Raw genomic sequence first — 19,943 nt, 5'->3', positions numbered from 1 at the left:
ATGGTCGTGGTGGACCGCGTCGACTCCGACCACCCCGTGCGAACCTTCCACACCATCGGCGACACCTCACCCCTGCACGCCACCGCGGCCGGACGGGCGATTCTCACCCACCTGCCGAAGCGGGACGTCGAGGAGCTCATCGCGCAGGGGCTCGAGCGTTTCAGCGACACCACGCCCGCCGACCCCGACGAACTGCGCGCGGAGCTGGACCGGATCCGCACCGACGGTTACGCGGTCAACCGCAATCAGTACCGGCCCGGGGTCTGCGCCATCGCCGCGCCCGTCCTGGACGAGGACGGCTCCCCGCTCGCTGCCATCGCCGTCTCCATGCCGGAGTCCCGCTTCGACGTGAAACGGCTGCCCGAGTGGAGCCGCATGGTCGTCGAAGCAGCCGCGGAGATCACGGGCCGCCGTCGCGGCTGAACGCCAGACGGAAGCCCTTACTCGCACGGCGAAGTCGGCCCCTCACGCACGCGCGTGGGGGGCCGACCTGCGTACGCACGGCAGTCACCGCCCTGCGCCCGACCAGGGGAGGGGCCGGGCACGAGCGGCTGTGCGGCGCGGCTTGGTAGCAAGTTCAGGGCACCACTGCTGTCCATCGCCGCGCGGGCGGTGAATGTCGCATCTCCTCGACGCCGACCAGACGCCCGGCCCCCAGTCGTGCCACATCGTGGGATGTAGTGCTAGTATCCGGCATGAGTCATGAGCATGCCTGAGGCTCCGCGAGGGAGTCACGAGGCGAGACCGAGCCGTTTGACCAACCGCGAGGCCCCAGATGGAGATGAAGAGCGTCACAAGGTCGCTGCGCATCCTGGAGGCGGTCGCCCAGCATCAGCCGGTCACCGTCGGGGAGCTGACGAAAATCTTCGGCCTACCGAAGTCGACCGTGCAGCGCAGCCTCGTCACACTGGCCGAGGCCGGCTGGCTGCGGGCCAACCGCAAGGACACCACCCGCTGGGAGATCGGAGCCCGCGTCCTCGCCGTGCGGCCCGCCGCCCTGCAGGGCTCCAGCCTGCTCGCCGCCGCCCACGAACCGATGGTCCGCCTGCGCGACGCCCTCAACGAGACGATCCACCTGTCGGTGCCGGACGCCCTGCACTGCATGGTCGTGGTGGACCGCGTCGACTCCGACCACCCCGTGCGAACCTTCCACACCATCGGCGACACCTCACCCCTGCACGCCACCGCGGCCGGACGGGCCGTCCTCGCCCATCTGCCGAACTCCGAGATCGACCAGTTCTCAGCCGGCGTGCTGGAGGGGTACGGCGAGGAGACCATCACCGACCCGTCGGAACTGCGTGCCGAACTGCGTCGCGTCAGGCAGCGCGGTTACGCCGTCAACCACAACCAGTACCGGCCGGACGTGTGCGCCGTGGCCGCGCCTGTCCTGGACGCCGGTGGCTCACCCCTGGCCGCCGTCGCCGCCTCCATGCCCGGCTCCCGCTTCGATCCCGCCCGCACGGCCGAGCTGGGACGTATCGTCGTGGACGCCGCGTCGGAGATCACCGCCCGCTACCTGGGCTGACGGCGGTAGGAACGGAATACATCGTGGATCCCGACCGAGCGGTGTCCCTTGTCTGCTCCCGTGCCGGGAACACGGTGCTGACCCGGGCGCAGTGGCGCACCTGCGTTCCGGACCGGCCGTACCGACGGGTCTGCCCCTGACCGTCTCCGTGCATCACGAAAGTGGCCGGGTCGGTATTTCCAGTTCGCCCAGTACAACTTGCCCTTCACCGTGCCGGCCGAGTTCATCACCGGGGTGTTGAGCTGAACACCCGTGGAGCCCTTGCCGGGGTGGTACCAGAAGGCGCGAGAGGGACAGGGCCATGCCGACGGTCCGACGTGATCCCGCCTCGGCCGAAGTCCTCATTGCCGGGTCCGGTGTCATACGGACTCGGCCTTCGGCGACGTCCCAGAGCGTGAGGCGATGGCGGACGTCTGGTCGCCCGGAGCCGAGAACAGTACGCGGGCGCCGGGCAAGCACTTCAAGGGGCGTCCCGGAAGCGGGAAGGGGCGGCAGAAGCCTCTGCCGCCGGCCGGTCCGCAACCGCCCACAGGATTGTCCGGCCTGGCAGAAGGGACGTGCCAAACAACATTCCGGTTGCGAGCGTCGGTGCGGCAAGGCCGGGTTCCGGCACCCTGAGTCACCCGGAGAAGAGCACATGTCTTCCACCGGCGCGATGACGCTCCCCGAATCGGAAGCGCCTCGACAGCCGCCGCGCCGCACCCGCGAGATCACCGTCGGTGCGGTCGTCGCCACCCTGCCGCTGTCGGTCCTCGCCACAGCTCTCGGCCCGCTGGGCATCCCGCGGAGCGCGAGCGTGGCCGCGCCGCACGAGGCCCGCTTCCGCCGACTCCGGCCGGCACGGGTGCGCTCGCCTTGCCGAAGGCGAACACCTTGACACTGACCAGCCACATCACAGGGAAAACGGGGACGCCGCACGTGCGCATCGCCTTCCTGCTGCACAACGCCTACGCGATGGGCGGCACCGTACGGACGACCATGACGCTCGCCGACACGCTCGCCGGGCGACACCAGGTGGAACTCGTGTCGGTCTTCCGGCACCGCGAGAAACCACGACTCGGGCGGTCGCCGGAGGTGCCGCTGCGGGCCCTGGTGGACCGGCGCGAGGGATCCGCGGACGCGGCGGACCCTCTCGCCCGGCGGGCCGGAGTGTTCTTCCCGAAGGGGGACAGCCGCTCACACCAGTACCACTGGCTCGCCGAGCAGCGGGTCATCGACTGGCTCCAGGAGACGGACGCCGACGTCGTCGTGGGCACCAGGGCCGGACTCAACGCGCTGCTGGCCCGGTTCGGGCCACGACATGCCGTACGCGTCGGCCAGGAGCACCTCACCCACGACAACCACCCGCACCGGCTGCGGACGGAACTCCAGCGCTGGTACGGCGGCCTCGACGCGCTGGTCACCATGACCGAGGCCGACGCGCGCGACCACCGGCGCGGCATGCGACTGCTGCCGCACACCCGGGTGCTGGCCATCCCCAACAGCGTCCCCGAACCCCTGGTGCCGCCGGCCGACGCCGCGGCCAAGGTCGTCGTCGCGGCGGGACGGTTGGCCCGCGTCAAGCGGTACGAGATGCTGGTCGACGCGTTCGCCCTGGCCGGTGCGGTCTGCCCCGACTGGTCCCTGCGCATCTACGGAGACGGCGCGGAGCGAGCCCGGATAGCCGACCGGATTACCCACCACAACCTGGGTGACCGGGTCTTCCTGATGGGTTCGGCCACTCCCATCGAGGCCGAGTGGGTCAAGGGCTCCATCGCCGCGGTGACCTCCGCGCACGAGTCGTTCGGAATGACGATCGTGGAGGCCATGCGTTGCGGCCTGCCCGTGGTGAGCACCGACTGCCCCCACGGGCCCGGCGAGATCATCAGCGACGGTGTGGACGGCTGTCTCGTCCCGCGCGACAGCACCGGGGCCGTGGCCGACGCGCTGCTGGCACTGATGCGGGACGACAGACGGCGTGCGGAGATGGGCAGGGCCGCCCGGGTCAATGCGGCGAAACGATTCACCCCGGATGGCGTCGCCGACCGCTACGAGCGCCTGTTCAGCACACTGGTCAAGGAGCGGGCCGGGCTGTCCGCTCCTCCACCACCCGGCCCGGCCGAGTGGCGCGGCCGCGCCACCGTGCTCGCCGCCACCGCAGGCATCCTCGCCCGCGCAGCGGTGCGTCGCGGGCGGCGCAAGCTGGGCCGGGTCGGATGAACGCGGACCGCACAACGGCCTCGGCCCAGCGCATGCTGTGGATCGTGGCCGCCGGGTTCTGTCTGCTGTCGGCCGTCCTCGTTCCGCTCACACTGCCGCTCGGCTGGGACGAGATCGTGTACGCCAGCCGCTTCGGATCGTACGGTCCGGCGACCCCGTTCAGCGCCCCGCGTACCCGTGGGGTCCCCCTGCTGCTCGCTCCGATCGCTTCCTGGAGCGACTCGACGGCGCTGCTCAGGGTGTGGCTGCTCCTACTGGCCGGCGGTGCGCTCTGGCTGGGATTCCGACCCTGGCTGCGGATCCCGCACCGCCCGGCGGCGGTGTGGGTGGCGGCCGTGCTGTACGGCAGCCTGTGGATCACTCTGTTCTACGCCGGTTCCGCGATGCCGAATCACTACACCGCAATGGGTGCCACGGCCGCGGTGGGCTGTTTCCTCGCGCCGCGTCGCCGGTACGCGGGTGTCGCGGCAGGCCTGGCGGTGGTGACCCTGATGCGGCCCAACGATGGTGTGGCCGTCGCCGTGCCGCTGCTCCTGGCCGCCGTACTGATGCCCGCACTGCGTGACCACGGCCGCCTCCGGGAACGTCTGTCGGCCGTGGCGGCCGGACTCGTGGCGGGTGCGCTGCCCTGGGTCGTCGAGGCCGAGGTGCGGTTCGGCGGGGTGCGGAACCGGCTCGCGGAGGCTGACGAGGTCCAGGGCGGTCTGCGGGCCGTCTTCTCCCTGCGCGCCCATCTCACCGCGCTGGACGGCCCGCTGCTGTGCCGTCCCTGTGCGGGCGACAGCGTACGGCTGGCCGTGACGGAGTGGTGGGTTCTGCTGCCGCTGCTGGTCTGCCTGGGGCTGTGGGCGGAGCGCCGGGCGCGCCGGTCCGCCGCACCACTGTGGCTGGCGGTGGCGGTGGCGGTGGCTACCGCATCGCCGTATCTCTTCCTCGTCCCCTACGCCGCGCCGCGGTTCCTGCTGCCGGCCTACGCCCTGCTGGCGCTCCCCGCCGCTGTCGGGCTCCTCGCCGTCGTCCACCGGGCCCGCACCCGCCGTTCGCTGCCGACGGCCGCGGTGCTCGCCCTGGCACTCCTCGGGCACTGGGGCATCCAGGCCGGTCTCGTCCACACGCATGCGGGCATTCAGCAGCGGGCCCGCGGGGACTGGGACCGGATCGCCTCCGTACTGCGCGAGCACGGGGTGCACCCGCCGTGTGTCCTCGCGGGGAACACTTCGACGATTCCCATCGCCCACACCGCGGGCTGCACCGTCATGGAGACGGATCCCCCGGCGCACCCCAGTGCGTTGGTCCTTCGCGAGCGGAAGCCACCGCGCTGGGCGCGCGACTGGCCACGTTTTCCGGTGCCGGACACCTACAACCCCGGATGGACCGTCGTCGTGCGTCCATGACGGCCGGCTGTGCGCCGCGGGGCCGGTAGGGCGATGCGGCCCCCGAGGTCGGACTCGGCATGCTGTACAACTCTCGCTACCCGCTGCTGGAGCGTGCATGGCTCGACCTGTGGCAGCAGGACGGTTTCCGCGCCGACGGCAGCGCCGCTTTCCACGTGGTCACGGAACTGCGGGTCCCCTACGAGGTGCCGGTCACCGGTGGTAGAGGCGTGTGGCGACGACACGTCATATCCGAACATATGATGTGGAACTTGCTCCTCCGGAATTGTACGCGGTGGCGAAAGGGGCCTGCCCGACACCCCCCCGGCTGTGAGCGTCGGTCGGGAACATCGCTGCACGTCGAACAACCGGAGCACACCATGCCCACCAGCGTCCTCATCGCGGTCGTCTTGTCCGTCCTTCTCGGAGTCCTGGTGATCATGCTGAGGTCCGGGGACACCGACACATCCGCCTCGGCGGCGGCGGACCCCATGACGAGCGACGCCGAGACCGTCGCGAGCGGGAAACACGTCCACTTCCCACAGGTCCGCTGGTACATCAACCGCGGCTCGGGCGCCTATCTGACCATGCTCGAAGAGCTGCGGAACCTCGCCAAGACCTCGGCCAACGGCCACGTCATGCCCGGCGTCGACACCGGGGTGGACGTCGTCGTCACCGACGACACGGAGACGCGGAACTTCGCCGCCATCGTGATCAGCAGCGGCGACCACAGCCCCACGGTGCATGCGATCGTACGGCTGAGCGACTTCTCCGTCGTACGGTTCTGCTCCAGGGAGACCCCGCACAACTTCGTCCTGAACCTCGCCTCCGACGTCCCCCACGAGGACGACGCCACCGACGACAACTGGTTCCTCGGCAAGGCAGGCCACGACGCCCTCGCCCGCGTCGCGGACCAGTCGCTGACCGCCGTCAACCTGAGCGCGTTCAGCCTTGAGCACAGCCTCAGGGACCTCGGCATCCGCGGCACCGACCGCACCACCCAGGCGCGCGGCATGCTGCGCTACATCATCGCCATCACCGAGGCCTCCCGGCTCCACCCCGTCGCCCACCACATCGCGAACGGCATGGACGATGGGGCAGACGTGTTCGTCACCGCACAGCAGGTCGGCCTGATGCGCGACTAGAGTTCCAGCTCAACCGGATCCGCGGAGAAACGGCAGCCGCCGGCCAAGGAAAATCCATTGTGGGTCGCCGTGCTCGGCGGCTAGCGTCGCCGGGCCGCGCCATCCGTCCGTCGACCAGCACCGGAGCCCTCTTGCCCGCCCGCATCACCCGGCTCACCGACCCCGCCGTCACCCCGTCGAGCCACCGTCTGGCCTGGCTGGCGTCCGCGACGGACGGCACACCGCTCGGTTCTGCCTTCCTGCGGCTGTTCACCACAAAGGGGCAGACCCATCTGGCGGAGCTGGACATCGCCGTGCACCCCGCCGAGCGGCGGCAGGGCGTCGGCACCACGCTGCTCGACGCGGCGGTCGTCACGGCCCGTGGTGAGCGTCGCAGGTCGGTCATCGCCCAGGCCGCCCAAGGCTCCCCCGGCGACGCATTCCTCGCGGCGCGCGGCTTCCGCAAGGTGCTGACCCTGACGTACGCCCGGCTCGAACTCGTCGAAACCGACCCCGGTCATCTCTCCCGGATCGTGCAACAGCCCCGTCCCGGCCATCACTTGACGGCCTGGACCGGGGTCGTCCCTCCCGAACTCGCCCTCACGTACGCGGCCTCGCGCCGCGCGATGGACGACATGCCCATGGGAGAGACCGACTACGGGACGGTGGTCTGGGACGTCGACCGGGTCGTGGCGGCGGCCGAGGCGATCGCGAAACGTGGGGACACGCTGTACACGGTGGCGGCGGTGCACTCGTCGAGCGGCACCATCGTCGGCTTCTCGGAGCTGGTCCTTCCCGGCGACGGCAACAGCGACAGCGACAGCGACAGAAACGGCGACACGATCAACGGCCGCCGCCGCGAAGGCCAGCACTACGGTACGGCCGTGCTGCCCGAGCACCGGGGCCTCGGGTTGGGCCTCTGGATGAAGGCGAAGGCGATCCTCCACGCCCGCGGCCTGGACTCGGGCCTCGCCCTCCTCACCGACACCGCGGAGAACAACACACCCATGCGCCGCGTCAACGACGCGCTCGGCTACCGGCCCACGCACACGGCGCTGGAGTACCAGCTCGACCTGTGACACCCCGGCACGGCCCGCCGACCCGCATCGCGCCGCCGCCACGCCGCCGTCACGCCGCCGCGGCGCTTCCCACCGCGTACTCGTACGGCGTGGTCGTCGTGAGCGGCTCGAAGCCCAGGCGCGCAAGGATCGGGCGGCTGCGGGACAGGGCGTCGACCTGGACGTAGCGGTAGCCGCGGTCGGCGGCGACGCGGGCACGGTGCGCGACGAGGGCCCGGTAGACACCTCGGCCGCGCCAGCCCTCGACGGTTCCACCGCCCCACAGACCGGCGAAACGCGTACCGGGGAGCAGCTCCATCCGGGCGGCGCTCACGGGCCGGTCACCGGCGAGGGCCACGACGGCCACGACCGACTCGCTGTCGCCGGTGAGCTGGGCCAGCAACTGGTGGCGCATGCGAGTGCTGTCCGTGCCGAAGGCCTGCTCATGGACCTCGGCCACCAGGTCCACCCCCGCACTGTCGGTGACCGGCAGGATCCGTACTCCCTCGGGCGGCTCGACGTCGAGGGTGAGGTCGGCGACCTCGGCGACCATCAGGGTCTCCTCCGGAGCGGGGGTGAACCGCGCCGCGCGCAGGCGTTGCCCCAGGTCGACGGGGAGATCGTGGCCATACAGCTTCCACTCGAAGTCGCGCCCGAGGCCGGAGAAGTACCGGATCTGCTCGGTGATCGCCGCGTCCGCGCCCGCCTCGTCCAAATCGGACCAGACGACACCGCTCCAGCCCTTCTCGGAACCGACCTGGCGCACCACCCCGCCCACGCGCTCGACACGGGCCCCGGGCCCGTCAGGGCGGGCGCCCTCCCGCATGTCCCGGTCGAACAGTGCCAGCACAGCAGCATGATCCATGAGCTCACTCCATCATCAGTCGTTCACTCTGGCAACAAAATTCATGCGGCTCTCACGCGGTGGAGGGCAGCTCACCGGGCGGACGACGTAAGGTGCGGCCCGCTGAACGCGGCCGATCGATCCCCGAGGAGGGTGCATACGACCATGGTGGACAAGACCGAACTGGTGTACCTACGACGCTGTGTGGAGCTCGCGGCCGAGGCGCTTCAGGCCGGCGACGAGCCGTTCGGTTCGGTGCTGGTCGGCGGTGACGGCACGGTGCTGGCCGAGGACCACAACCGGGTGGCGGGAGGCGACCGCACCCGGCACCCGGAGTTCGAACTGGCCCGCTGGTCAGCGGCCCGCCTCACCTCCGAGGAGCGCGCCGCCGCGACCGTGTACACCTCGGGCGAGCACTGTCCGATGTGCGCGGCCGCCCACGCCTGGGTGGGCCTCGGCCGTATCGTGTACGTCGCGTCGTCCGAACAACTCGCGCTCTGGTTGGGCGAGTTGGGTGTTCCCGCACCGCCGGTGCGCACGCTGCCCGTGCGGGAGATCGCGCCCGGGGTGACGGTCGAGGGCCCCGTGCCGGAGCTGGTCGGGGAGGTGCACGCCCTGCACCGTCGGTTCCACGCCAAAACCGCCGGCGATGCCGTCGACGACGACTGAGAACAGCGGGACGGGGCAGGCGGTCCAGGTTCCGTCGTCGTTGTCCGGAGATCTTTCACCCATGCCCGAAGACGTGGTGCAGCACCCCCGCCCCGGCCCAGCGGCCCCACCCGACCGGGAGAAGCCGCGACCGAAGCGGACCTCGCGGGATCCGTACTTCGACAACGCGAAGTACCTCACCATCGTCCTGGTGGCGTGCGGGCACGCGTGGGAGCCGTTGACGTACGGCAGCCGGGCCGCGACGGCGGCGTATCTCACCGTCTACGCCTTCCACATGCCGGCCTTCGCGCTGATCTCGGGCTACTTCTCGCGCAGCTTCGACATGGCACCCGGCCGGCTCAAGCGGCTGCTGACGGGGGTGGCCCTGCCCTACGTCGTGTTCGAGACGGCGTACACGCTGTTCTACCGGTGGGCGCAGGACGACCCGGGCTATCCGCTGAGTCTGCTGGACCCCTGGTACGTGATGTGGTTCCTGGTCGCGCTCTTCATCTGGCGGCTGACCACTCCGCTGTGGCTGATGCTGCGTCACCCGCTGCCGGTCGCGTTGGGTCTGGCGATGTTGGCGGCGGTCTCGCCTGATCTCGGCGGCGACGTCTCCATCCAGCGGGTCCTGGGCTTTCTGCCGTTCTTCGTGCTGGGGCTGACCCTGCGGGCCGACCACTTCGACCGGCTGCGCACCCGCCGCGTACGCCTGGGTCTGCTCCCGGTCGGGCTGGGGGCGCTCCTGGCCGCGTACCTGGTGGCGCCGTGGTTCGACGCGGGCTGGTTCTACCACCGGGGCAGCGTCACCGGCCAGGGCGTGTCCCGCTGGGCGGGCCTGTTGACCACGCCCGCCCTGTTCGTCCTGGCGGTGCTGCTGACGGCCTGCTTCCTGGCCTGGGTGCCGCGCCGACACCTGTGGTTCACGGCGCTGGGCGCGGGGACCATGTACGGCTATCTGCTGCACGGCTTCGTGATCAAGTGGGCGCGTTTCCGGGAGTGGTACGCGGTCGAGTGGCTGCACACCCCGCTGGGGGAGCTCACGGTCACGGCCCTGGCGGTCGGCGGCATCACCCTGCTGTGCACCTCCCCCGTGCGGGCCGTGCTCCGCTGTGTCGTCGAGCCGCGCATGGAGTGGGCGTTCAGACAGCGCGACGCCGCTCCGTCCACCACGGAGACCCAGCAGAAGGGCCCTAGCCGAGCTCCAGGGTCGTGACCCCGAAGACGCGCTCCTCGGCGTACGGCCGGATCGGCCCCGTGTACATCCGGGCCGTCTCGAAGGACGGCGTCAGGCCGTACTCCTCGACCAGTGCCACGGCGGCCGCGTTCGGCTCGGGTACGTCGATCGCCAGCTCGCGGCCCGCCGCCTCGGCGGCCAGTCCGGTCAGGAGAGCTCGGGCGTCCGCGGCGGTGTCGGCGAACAGCGGACCGATCCGCAGGGCGTCCCGGCCGGGCCGGATGACGCCGTAGCCGGTGAGCCGCCCGTCGACGACCCTCGCGAGGGCCCGGTGGCCGTCGGCGGTCAGCCACCGCTCCAGGAACCGGGGGCGGTCGGCGGGGTGGCAGGCGTCGTCGTACGCCGCCACGGACCGGGCGTCCTCGACGGGCCGGACATCGGCGGGCACGGCCGCCTCGGGGACGACGCCCGTGTAACGGAAGGTGCGGTGGGCGGGCTGGAAACCGGACTGCCGGTAGTTGTCCTGCTGGGCGACCACGCCGTCGAGGCCGACCGTGCGGCTGCCCGCGTGGACGAGGGCGGTCCGCCAGGTGGCGAGGCCGTGGCCGTGGCCGCGCAGATCGGGCCGTACGAGGTAGAAACCGAGGAAGGCGTAGGCGTCGCCGTAGGTGACGACGGAGACGGAGGAGACCGGTTCCCCGTCGACTCGGCCGATGAAGAAGCCCTCGGGGTCCTGTGCGAAGAAGCACGCCGGGTCCGAGAGCCCGGGGTTCCAGCCCTCCTTCCCCGCCCATCGGGCGACCACGGCCCAGTCGTCAGGCGTGGCCCTGGTGACGTCGAGGTCCCGTCGGCCGGAAAAGGTCATCCGAGCGCTCCTTCGCTTTGGTCGCGGGGCGCAGCCGGCGTGCGGCCGCGGATGCGGTGGTCGGCCGTCTCCCCCGCGGCATCCTCGCCGAGAGCCGAGCGCGTCCGCGAGGTCGGAGACGGCCGATTCCGCCGGGCGACCGGCCTGTTCCACGAGCCGGTTCACACGTACGGGCGACGGGCCGCGGTCGACCGTGCGGCATCGGCGCGGCGCAAGCTACGGCACTTCCGTGTGTCCCGCTCGCCGGGAGGCGTGGCCGCGGGGGCCCGCCTATCGTGATCCGGGGGTTGTCCCCGGCCGCCCTGGCCGGGCGTCCCTGGAGGCACGCATGCGGTCCACGCACAGACGGCGCCCACTCGCCGGAGCCGCGGTGGCGGCACTGACCCTGCTGGGGGCCGGCCTGCCAGCCACGGTGGCGGGCGCCGGCGCCGACAAGGACGACAAGCAGCCCGACCTGACCCGTTTCTACCAGCAGAAGATCAAGTGGTCGACGTGCGAGGGCATGGAGGTGCCCAAGGACCTGCGGTGCGGCAAGGTCACCGTGCCGCTGGACTACGCCCGCCCCGAGGCGGGCACCCTCGACCTCGCGATGGCCCGCTACCGCGCCACGGGCGACTCACGCGGTTCGCTGCTGCTCAACCTCGGCGGCCCCGGCCTCCCGGGCGTGCCCGAACTCGCCTACGGGGGCGAGAACTACATGGATCTGACCGACGGCTACGACCTGGTCTCCTTCGATCCCCGCGGAGTCGGCCGCTCCTCCCCCGTCAGTTGCGGCGAGGGCACCGACGAGGCGCTGGAGGCGACCGGCAGCGACGACGTGGACAACCCGCGGGCCGCGCTCGAGCGCCTGCGGCGGGCCGCCGACACCTGCGCGAAGCACTCCGGCCCGGTGCTGCCGCACATCGGCACCCTCAACGCCTCCCGCGACCTGGACGTGATGCGCGCCGCCCTCGGTGACAAGAAGCTCAACTACCTCGGTTTCTCCTACGGGACGCGGCTGGGCGCGGTGTACGCGGCACAGTTCCCGAAAAAGGTGGGCCGGATGGTCCTCGACGGGGTGGACTCCCTCACCGAGCCGCTGACCGAGCAGGGGCTGGTGGGCGCCGAGGGGCAGCAGCGGGCGCTGGAGGACTATCTGGAGGCGTGCACCGAGGAGGAGCTGACATGCCCGTTCGGGGAGGACGCACGCTCGGCCCGTGAGCAGGTCGTCGCGCTGGTCGAGTCACTGGACGAGTACCCCGTGCCGACGGACCTCGGGCAGGAGTTCTCCGGGCAGGACCTGGTGGGAGCCATCAGTCACGCCCTCTACAGCGAGCAGATGTGGCCGGCGCTCACCCAGGCGCTCAACATGCTCGTCCACGACGGCGACACCCGGGGCGTCGTGGCGCTCACGGGTGGCGGTTTCGCCCCGCCGCCGAGCGGCCCGCGCCGGTCCGCGGCTCCGGCCCGCCCGCACGAGCCCGTGGATCCCGGCCCGTCCGCCAGCCCGACCCCGGACGCCGGCCTCGTCGACGCCGAGGACGTCCCGCTGGACAACTCCCCCGCCGCGCTCATGGCGATCAACTGCGCCGACGACCCCGACCGGCCCACCGCCGAGCACATCACCGACGACCTGGACGACCTGCGCGCCGAGTACGAGGACGCGTCCCCGGTCTTCGGCCGGTACCGGCTCACCCAGGTACTGATGTGCTACGGCCGCCCCGCGGGCACCGACTTCGTCCGCGAGGAGGTGCGGGACGTCGACACCCCGAAAATGCTGCTCGTGGGCACCCGGGGCGACCCGGCCACCCCCTATCGCTGGACCGTGGAGACGGCGAAGCGCCTCGGATCCCCGGCGGTCGTCCTCGACCACAAGGGCAAGGGGCACACCGGCTACGGGTCTTCGAAGTGTGTGCACGAGAAGGTCGACGACTTCCTGCTCTTCGGGTCACTGCCGGACGACGGAAGTTCATGCGTGGCCGACGAATGAGCAACGGGCCTGTAACACGGACGTGTTGGGTACAACCCCGCGCGCATCTCGCACGTCACACTGGGTGTGCGTCACTTTGGGCGTGCCGTACCCGTACATAACCAAAACAGGGGGATTCCACCGATGCGTATTCGTTCCGTCCTCACGCTCTCGACCGCGGCCACCGCCGGCGCCGCGCTGCTCCTCGCGGGCGCCCCGCAGGGCATGGCCGCCCAGCCGGCCGCGAAGACTCCGGTCTGCAAGGCGAAGGTCCTGAAGCTGGGGGCCAAGCAGGCGAAGGACGCGAGGATCGTGCACATCTCCGTCAAGAACACCGGCACCCGTACCTGCACGATCGACCGTCTGCCCGTCGTCACGTTCGGTGACCTCGACGGCTCGGCCCTGCCGGTCCCCTCGGGCGAGAGCGGGCCGTACAAGGTCGGCGCGGGGAAGACGGTGTACGCGGCGGTCCGCACGATCGCCGACCTGAAGGACCCGCAGGCGCGCCGCGTCGGCACGATCACCGTGTCGGCCAACCCCAACCTCAACGGCCGTACGTTCACGGTGAAGCAGTTGGGCGCGACGAAGAAGGTGAAGGTCTGGGAGCCGGTGACGACCTGGTGGAAGCCGTCCAAGGCCGCCGCCGACAAGGCGCTGAAGAAGGAAGTCGGCTGACTCCGGCGGCAGGCGCACAGCACTGAGGAGCCCGTCGTCGCGCACCGCCACCGGGGCGCGCCGACGGGCTCGGCCCTTGTCCGCCCGCGGACGTCGGGCGGACGCACCGACGGCCCTGGTTACCCCAAATGCCCGGTACGGGAATCAGTCCTATCGTGAAGTCATGGAGCATGCCCTCAGTCCCGCGACCCTCACCGAACTGCGCCGTCCGCGGCCCTATCCCGCGGTGTCGGTGCTGACGCCGACACACCGCCGGGAACCCGAGAACGCCCAGGATCCCGTCCGGCTGCGCAATGTCGTCGCCGAGGCGAAGAAGCGGCTGGAGCACGACCCCGCGGTGACGCGGGAACGGCGCACCGACGTCGCCGAGCAGCTCGACCAGGCTGTGGCCGAGGTGGACCTGACGCACGCCGAGGACGGCCTGGTGATCTTCGCCGCGCCCGGTGAGCACCAGGTCTGGTCACTGGCCCGCCCCGTGCCGGAGCGCGTGGTGCTCTCGGACACCTTCCTCACACGGAACCTGGTGGCCGCACAGGTGGCCGAGCGGTCGTTCTGGGTGCTGTCGGTCTCCTCGGACCGGGTCACGCTGTGGAACGGCGGCGGCGACCGTGTCACCGAGGCACGGCTCGGCGGCTTCCCGCTGACCAGGGACCGCGACAACTTCGACGCCGAGCGGCAGGAGCGGACCGGCGACCTGCCGTCCGCCTTCCGGGACGAGGACACCCGCCACTTCCTGCGCGAGGCCGACACGGCCCTCGCCCGTGTACTGAGCACGCGCCCCCGGCCGCTGTACGTCACCGGGGAGACGGCGGCGCTGTCCCTGCTCGACGAGATCGGCACCGTCACCAAGGACGCCACCCACGTCCCGCACGGCGGGCTCGCGCACGGCACTCCCGACGCGGTGTGGCAGGCGGTGCGCCCCGTGGTCGCCGACGAGGACCGAAGGAACGTCGACACCGTGGCCAGACGACTGGAGGCGGCCCGTGGACGCAAGGCGTTCGCGGCCGGGGTGGACGAGGTCCGGCAGAACGCCCAGCAGGGGCGCATCCAACTCCTGGCCGTGGAGGAGAACTACCGGGCGACCGTCCGGGCCGACAGCGACGGCGGTCATCTCGTCCCGGCGGACAGCGGCGACCTCGATGTCCGCGAGGACATCGTGGACGAGATCGTCGAGCGGTGCCTGGACACCGGCGCCGAGGTCCGCTTCGTCCCCGACGGCACGCTCGGCGAGGCCCGGGGCATCGCGGGCGTCCTGCGGTACTGAACCCCGGCCCGCCCGCACCGAGGCCCTCCTCGGCGGTGTCAGACACCGCCGAGGAGGGACGCCAGGCCACGGTCGACCGCCGGGCCCATTTCCTCCCGGCCGGCGGCCACGACGGCATAGCTGCGCAGCAGGAACCGCTGGAGTGCCGCCTTCTCGAACCGGAGCAGCGCCACGCCGTACGGGGAGTGCAGCTCCACCACCGTGCGGAAGCGGCCGCAGGGCCAGATGTGCACGTCACCGGTGCCGGCGGGAGCCATCACCCCTCCTTCCAGCAGGTCGCGGGAGAAGGTCCACGTCACCCTGTCACCGCTGAGCGAGATGTCGGCCGGGAAGTCGAGGTGCACGGCCAGCGGGTCGTCGGAGGAATAGCGCAGGCTCGCGGGCACCGGGATCTCCCGGTCCTCGTCGGTGACGAGGAGGGCGCGGGCGGGCTGTTCCAGCGTGACGGTCATGAACGGTCTCCGTTTCGGGTGAAGCTCTTCCTGCGGTGCGGGCCGGCCGGTGCGCCGACATGCCTTCTCGACCTCGCGGAGGGCTTTCGCATGACGCGGCTTCATGGATTCATCGCTGTGACCCATGTCACGATCCACACAATCGAGAGGGCTCGCACATATGCCCTTCGAACACGGGAATGACAGACAGGTGAAGAGGCCCGACCGCCCGTCAAGTCACGTACGATCACTACGACTTGACACCCTCGGGCGGGCACGGACTTGCCACGGAGAAGCCCACCCGCAAGGACGGTGGCATATGCCAGAAGCACCACCGTATCGTGTCTTGCCAAATCCCTTACAGCGCGTCGCGGGCTGTGCAACAGTCGTAATCGGCCCTTACGTCAGCGTTGGTCGTACCGTCCCCCATCGGAGTACGTGATGCCGTCCCACCTCTCTGCGGATCGTCCCGCCGCCCAGCCGCCACGACGCGGCACGGTCGACGCGCTCATCTCGCAGACGCGGCGGCTGCGGGGCGACATGGACGCCGTACGGCGCGACGCGCACGCCGACACAGCGGACCCCGAGGGCCGCTGGCAGCGCGCCCTCTATGACCTGGCGCTACGGCAACTCCATGATCTGGACGATCACTTGGCCCAGCTACGGGACGGCCCGGTACCGCCGCCCGCCCCTGAGGCCACTGCCGACACCCCGGTCGCGCCGCCCCCGGCGCCCCGGTGTGAATCGCTGCTCAGCCGGGTCGGCAGCGCCGAGTGGAACCTTCTGACGGACGAGGCGAGCTGGTCTGGGGAGCTGTACCAGATCCTCGGCCGCGACCCCACCGCCCCGCCGCTCACCCTCGACGAACTGCCGTCGCTGGTGCTCGACGAGGACCGGCCGAAGCTCACGGCGATGGTCACGGACTGTCTGATCGACGCCAAACGCATCGACGGAGAGTTCCGGATCGTGCTCCCCGACGGCGCGGTGCGCACCGTGCACATGATGGGCGAGCCCGTGCTCGACGACGACGGCGGTACGGCTTCGATGTGGGCCGTGCTGCGGGACGTCAGCGAACTGCGGCGCAGCCAGCGTGCGGTGAGCCAGACCCGTGACTCGCTGCACCGCCAACGGCACATCGCGCAGGCCGAGCACCGGCTCGCGGTCGAGCTGCAGGAGGCCGTGCTGCCACCGTGGCGCGGCTCCCTGCGGCTCCCGCAGCAGGGCCCTGCGTGCCTGGACCTGGCGGCCCACTACCTGCCCTGCTCGACCAGCGCCCTGATCGGCGGCGACTGGTACGACGCCCTCGAACTGCCGGGCGGTGACAGTCTGTTGAGCGTGGGCGACCTCACCGGCCACGGCGTCACCGTCACCTCGGGCATGGCGATGCTGATCGGCGCGCTGCGCGGCATGGCGGTGGCCGGCACCGAGCCCGGCCGGCTGATGGCCTGCCTGAACCAGTTACTGGACGCCACCGTGCAACCGGCGCTGGGCAGCGCGGTGTGCTGCCGCTACCGACCATCGACCCGCACCCTCGTCTGGGCACAGGCGGGGCACCCCGCCCCGCTGCTGTTCCGCGACGGGACGGGGCGCGTGTTGACACCGCCGGACGGTGTCCTGCTCGGTGCGACCTCGGGTGCCGTCTACGGGCAGGCCGAAGTGTCCCTCGAACAGGGCGATCTGCTGCTCCTGCACACCGACGGACTGGTCCCCCGGCGGGACGGAGAGGCAGCCGTCCAGCGGCTGTTGGACCTGGCCCCACGGTTCGGTGCGGCGCGTACGGCCCAGGAATGTGTGCGGACAGTGGTGGAGGAGTTCGGCGAGACCGAGCGCGCGGACGACGCCTGTGTGCTCGTCGCCAGGGTCAGTTCCTGAGGCTCGTCGCCAGGGTCGGTCCTGAGGGCGGCCCCCAGGTGTTCACACCGGGGCGATGTCGCCCTTGTTCTTCGACTGGGTCTTGGGCAGGGCGAGTTTGATCTCCTCCCGCAGGTCCTGGATCTTCGGATAGCTGGAGTACTGCCCGGTGAGCCGGTACATCTGGCGCAGCCGATCCCAGGTGCGGTGGGACGAGTTGGAGCCCATCGCCGCCAGTGCGAGCCGGGCGTAGTTGGAGGCCTGTTCCGGGTCGTCGGCGATGAAGCAGGCCGAGGCCATGGACAGGAAATCGAAGATCTTCGAGCGCTGCCGGCCGTCGACACGTAGTTCGAGGGCCTTCTCCGCGTAGTGCTGGGCCTGTTTGGCCGCGGCCGGGTCGTGCTCCGCGAGTGTGCGGTAGGCCAGCGCCTGCATGCCGTAGAGGTCCTCCTCCTTGAACATCTGCATCCAACTGGGCGGCGGCACATCCCCCCGGTCGGAGACGAACAGGTCCTCGGCCTGGCCCAGGGTCCGGCGCATGGCCTGGCCCTTGCCCAGGGACGCCTGCGCCCAGGCCTCGACCGTGTGGAGCATGGCCTTGGTGCGGGGCAGGACCTGCTCGCCGGAGCCGGACTGGGCGAGCTTCATGAGGTCGAGCGCCTCGTCGGGCTTGCCGAGGTGCACCAGTTGTCGGGCCGCCCGGGAGAGGGCCTCGCCGGCGCGGGGCCGGTCGCCGCCCTCCCGGGCGGCGTGGGCGGCGATGATGAAGTACTTCTGAGCGGTGGGTTCGAGGCCGACGTCGTGCGACATCCAGCCGGCCAGGACGGCGAGGTTGGCGGCGACGCCCCACAGGCGTCGCTGGAGATGTTCGGGGTGGCGGTAGGAGAGCATGCCTCCCACCTCGTTGAGCTGTCCCACGACAGCCTTGCGTTGCAGTCCGCCGCCGCGGGCCGCGTCCCAGGCCCGGAACACCTCGACCGAGCGCTCCAGTTCCTCGATCTCCTGCGACCCGATGGGGGCGGCCTCGTAACGGTCGAACCCGGCGGGGTCGGCGTGCAGGGGGTGGTCGAGGTCGGGGGCGTCGGCCGCGAGGGCCGGGTCGGTGTGCAGCCAGTCGTGCATGGCGCTGCTGAGTGCGGGTCCCGCGGTGAGCGCGACGCCCGCACCCACCAAGCCGCGTCGGTTGAGCATGAGGTCCATTCCCGTGAATTCGGTGAGGACCGCCGCAGTCCGTTCGGGCGCCCACGGCACACCGTCGGGATGTTCCACATTCCCGCCGCCCTGCCGTTTCCCCGTACGCCCGTGCCGGACCAGACCGAGGTCCCCGATGGTCACGACACGGCCGAGACGCTCGGTGAACAGCGCCGCCAGCACCCGTGGCACCGGATCGCGCGGGATCTCTCCCATGTCGATCCACCGCCGCACCCGTGAGGTGTCGGTCGCCAGCTGGGGGTGGCCCATGGCCGCCGCCTGCCGGTTGACCATCCTCGCGAGCTCTCCCTTCGACCAGCCGGCGAGGCCGAACAGGTCTGAGAGTCGGGTGTTGGGTTGTCCGCTCACGTCAAGCCCCCAGGTTCTCGGCTGAGTTGAATGTAGCCCGCTGTCAGTTGCTGGGGGACTATTCGCCAGGCTTCGCCAGGGTGCGCTAGATGGTGTGCCACGGGCCATCCGGTGTCAGGTAGGAAAGCGCCACCCCGACCCGGTCGCCCCGACGGGCACTCCCCAGGGTGTCCCCCGGACGGCCGGGGCGGGCGGCGCGTGACATCGCCGGCACACGAAGGGATCTGTCTTCCCCCATGTACGCAGCATCGTCCTCCGTGTCCGCTCCTCCCCGGTCGTTGCACCCCCGCCAGCCGGGCAGCGGCGGCCCCTACCTCGACCCCACGCGTACGGCGACCCCGGTGCTCGGTGGCGGCCGGACCCGGCGCGTTCCGGGGCTCGGCACCCAACCGCTCAGCGGGAGACTCGACTTGTCCGGCCCTCAAGGCGTGCAGCTGCGCACGGCGATCGCCTCGGTGCACCGCATCTGTCCGGAGTTCGCTCCGGTCCAGGTGCTGCGCCGCAGCGGCCGCTCGGTGCTGCTCGTCGGTACGACAGGGCGCAGCACGGCCGTCGCCAAGTGCTTACTGGATCATTCCTCCATCTGGGAGGAGCGGCTCAGGCACGAAATAGCCGCTTACCGCTCGTTCGTCCGGCACCGCCCGCCGGTGCGGGCGCCGAGGCTGATCGCGGCGGACCCGGACAACTGCACCCTCGTCATCGAGCGGATGCCGGGCAGGGTGGCCGCCCTGCAACGGCACCCGGTGGAAGCGCCACCGCGCGCCGACATCCGGACGGCGCTCGGCGCGATCTGCCGGCTGAACGCGTGGCGGCCACCGGCGGGGACGTTCGACGCCCCGCTGGACTACGCGGAACGGATCTCCCGCTTCCATGAGCTGGGGCTGCTCACCGACCGGGACATGGGCGATCTGCAGAAGCTGCTGCACGGCATCGCGCACGCGGCGGGCCGTCAGGGCATGGGCCAGTTCTGTCACGGTGACGCCCTGCTGTCGAACATCCTGCTCTCACCGGCCGGTCCAGTGCTGGTGGACTGGGAACACGCGGGGTGGTACCTGCCGGGATACGACCTGGCCACACTGTGGGCGGTCCTCGGGGACGCCCCCGTGGCGCGCCGTCAGATCAGTCAGCTGGCGCAGTCGGCGGGCCCGGCCTCGCGCGACGCCTTCCTGGTCAACCTGATGCTCGTACTCACCCGTGAGATCCGTACCTACGAGACGGCCGTGCAGCGTTCGATGCGCGACGCGGGCCCGGCGGCACCGGGCCCGGCCCACCCGGCTGCCGCGCCGTCCGGCGAGGAACAGCGGTTGCTGCTCAGGCGGCTGCACGACGACTGCCAGCTTGCGCGCAAGGCCGTGCGGGCGGCGGTCGGCACTCGCTGAGGGGATACGGAGGTCCGCGGTA

18 protein-coding genes are annotated in these 19,943 nt (G+C 71.1%); 14 read left to right on the top strand and 4 right to left on the bottom strand.

Translation table 11 applies throughout. From position 1 onward, the window contains the following. From ACFY9I_RS38205 to ACFY9I_RS38175, 7 genes are all read left to right on the top strand, one after another. On the top strand, positions 1-423 hold a 423-nt coding region (locus tag ACFY9I_RS38205), incomplete at its 5' end, for an IclR family transcriptional regulator C-terminal domain-containing protein (RefSeq protein ID WP_391010859.1). Positions 424-781: 358 nt separating this feature from the next. Further along, positions 782-1,525, top strand: a complete 744-nt coding sequence (locus ACFY9I_RS38200; protein ID WP_391010856.1) for an IclR family transcriptional regulator C-terminal domain-containing protein — start codon at positions 782-784, stop codon at positions 1,523-1,525. A 637-nt stretch (positions 1,526-2,162) separates the two neighbouring features. Then, on the top strand, positions 2,163-2,402 hold the full coding sequence (locus ACFY9I_RS38195) for a hypothetical protein (RefSeq protein WP_391010853.1): 240 nt from the start codon (positions 2,163-2,165) through the stop codon (positions 2,400-2,402). 41 nt (positions 2,403-2,443) lie between these two features. Next, positions 2,444-3,724: a glycosyltransferase gene (locus tag ACFY9I_RS38190; RefSeq protein WP_391010888.1), complete on the top strand. Its 1,281-nt coding sequence runs from the start codon at positions 2,444-2,446 to the stop codon at positions 3,722-3,724. Continuing rightward, entirely contained in the window at positions 3,721-5,118 is a 1,398-nt protein-coding gene (locus ACFY9I_RS38185) for a hypothetical protein (RefSeq protein ID WP_391010850.1), read from the top strand. Before ACFY9I_RS38190 ends, ACFY9I_RS38185 begins: the two co-directional genes overlap by 4 nt. A gap of 359 nt (positions 5,119-5,477) precedes the next feature. Continuing rightward, positions 5,478-6,242: a ribosome-inactivating family protein gene (locus tag ACFY9I_RS38180; protein WP_391010847.1), complete on the top strand. Its 765-nt coding sequence runs from the start codon at positions 5,478-5,480 to the stop codon at positions 6,240-6,242. Positions 6,243-6,373: 131 nt separating this feature from the next. Continuing rightward, positions 6,374-7,300: a GNAT family N-acetyltransferase gene (locus tag ACFY9I_RS38175; protein WP_391010844.1), complete on the top strand. Its 927-nt coding sequence runs from the start codon at positions 6,374-6,376 to the stop codon at positions 7,298-7,300. Between the two features lie 49 nt (positions 7,301-7,349). Here the strand turns inward: ACFY9I_RS38175 and ACFY9I_RS38170 are convergent, their stop codons facing one another. Then, positions 7,350-8,144 (bottom strand): GNAT family N-acetyltransferase, encoded by a 795-nt coding sequence (locus tag ACFY9I_RS38170; RefSeq protein WP_391010841.1) that lies wholly within the window; start codon positions 8,142-8,144, stop codon positions 7,350-7,352. Positions 8,145-8,288: 144 nt separating this feature from the next. Between ACFY9I_RS38170 and ACFY9I_RS38165 the strand changes: the two genes are divergently transcribed. Together ACFY9I_RS38165 and ACFY9I_RS38160 are read left to right on the top strand one after the other, a co-directional pair. Then, positions 8,289-8,792, top strand: coding sequence for a deaminase (locus ACFY9I_RS38165; protein ID WP_391010838.1), 504 nt, complete (start codon positions 8,289-8,291; stop codon positions 8,790-8,792). Positions 8,793-8,853: 61 nt separating this feature from the next. Further along, positions 8,854-9,987 (top strand): acyltransferase family protein, encoded by a 1,134-nt coding sequence (locus ACFY9I_RS38160; protein ID WP_391010835.1) that lies wholly within the window; start codon positions 8,854-8,856, stop codon positions 9,985-9,987. On the opposite strand, the gene ACFY9I_RS38155 is transcribed toward ACFY9I_RS38160, so the two are convergent. Then, positions 9,965-10,813: a GNAT family N-acetyltransferase gene (locus ACFY9I_RS38155; protein WP_391010832.1), complete on the bottom strand. Its 849-nt coding sequence runs from the start codon at positions 10,811-10,813 to the stop codon at positions 9,965-9,967. The genes ACFY9I_RS38160 and ACFY9I_RS38155 overlap by 23 nt on opposite strands. 328 nt (positions 10,814-11,141) lie before the next feature. Here ACFY9I_RS38155 and ACFY9I_RS38150 point away from each other — a divergent pair, with 328 nt between their 5' ends. From ACFY9I_RS38150 to ACFY9I_RS38140, 3 genes are all read left to right on the top strand, one after another. Then, entirely contained in the window at positions 11,142-12,782 is a 1,641-nt protein-coding gene (locus ACFY9I_RS38150; protein WP_391010829.1) for an alpha/beta fold hydrolase, read from the top strand. 123 nt (positions 12,783-12,905) lie between these two features. Further along, positions 12,906-13,436 (top strand): DUF4232 domain-containing protein, encoded by a 531-nt coding sequence (locus ACFY9I_RS38145; RefSeq protein ID WP_391010826.1) that lies wholly within the window; start codon positions 12,906-12,908, stop codon positions 13,434-13,436. Positions 13,437-13,599: 163 nt separating this feature from the next. Beyond that, positions 13,600-14,700, top strand: coding sequence for a chemotaxis protein (locus ACFY9I_RS38140; RefSeq protein ID WP_391010823.1), 1,101 nt, complete (start codon positions 13,600-13,602; stop codon positions 14,698-14,700). 38 nt (positions 14,701-14,738) lie between these two features. On the opposite strand, the gene ACFY9I_RS38135 is transcribed toward ACFY9I_RS38140, so the two are convergent. Continuing rightward, complete coding sequence (locus tag ACFY9I_RS38135; protein WP_391010820.1) at positions 14,739-15,152, bottom strand: SsgA family sporulation/cell division regulator; 414 nt, start codon at positions 15,150-15,152, stop codon at positions 14,739-14,741. A 420-nt stretch (positions 15,153-15,572) separates the two neighbouring features. Between ACFY9I_RS38135 and ACFY9I_RS38130 the strand changes: the two genes are divergently transcribed. Then, the gene (locus tag ACFY9I_RS38130; RefSeq protein ID WP_391010817.1) at positions 15,573-17,003 is read left to right on the top strand and encodes a SpoIIE family protein phosphatase; all 1,431 of its coding nucleotides are present in this window, start codon (positions 15,573-15,575) and stop codon (positions 17,001-17,003) included. 42 nt (positions 17,004-17,045) lie between these two features. Here ACFY9I_RS38130 and ACFY9I_RS38125 read toward each other — a convergent pair whose 3' ends face one another. Continuing rightward, positions 17,046-18,542, bottom strand: coding sequence for a hypothetical protein (locus ACFY9I_RS38125; protein ID WP_391010814.1), 1,497 nt, complete (start codon positions 18,540-18,542; stop codon positions 17,046-17,048). A gap of 236 nt (positions 18,543-18,778) precedes the next feature. Between ACFY9I_RS38125 and ACFY9I_RS38120 the strand changes: the two genes are divergently transcribed. Beyond that, positions 18,779-19,921: a phosphotransferase gene (locus ACFY9I_RS38120; protein ID WP_391010811.1), complete on the top strand. Its 1,143-nt coding sequence runs from the start codon at positions 18,779-18,781 to the stop codon at positions 19,919-19,921. Positions 19,922-19,943: the final 22 nt, after the last annotated feature.

The sequence above is a fragment of the Streptomyces sp. NPDC012510 genome (assembly GCF_042955065.1).
In the GTDB taxonomy this organism is placed as follows: domain Bacteria; phylum Actinomycetota; class Actinomycetes; order Streptomycetales; family Streptomycetaceae; genus Streptomyces.
This window is presented reverse-complemented; position numbering and strand designations above follow the sequence as displayed.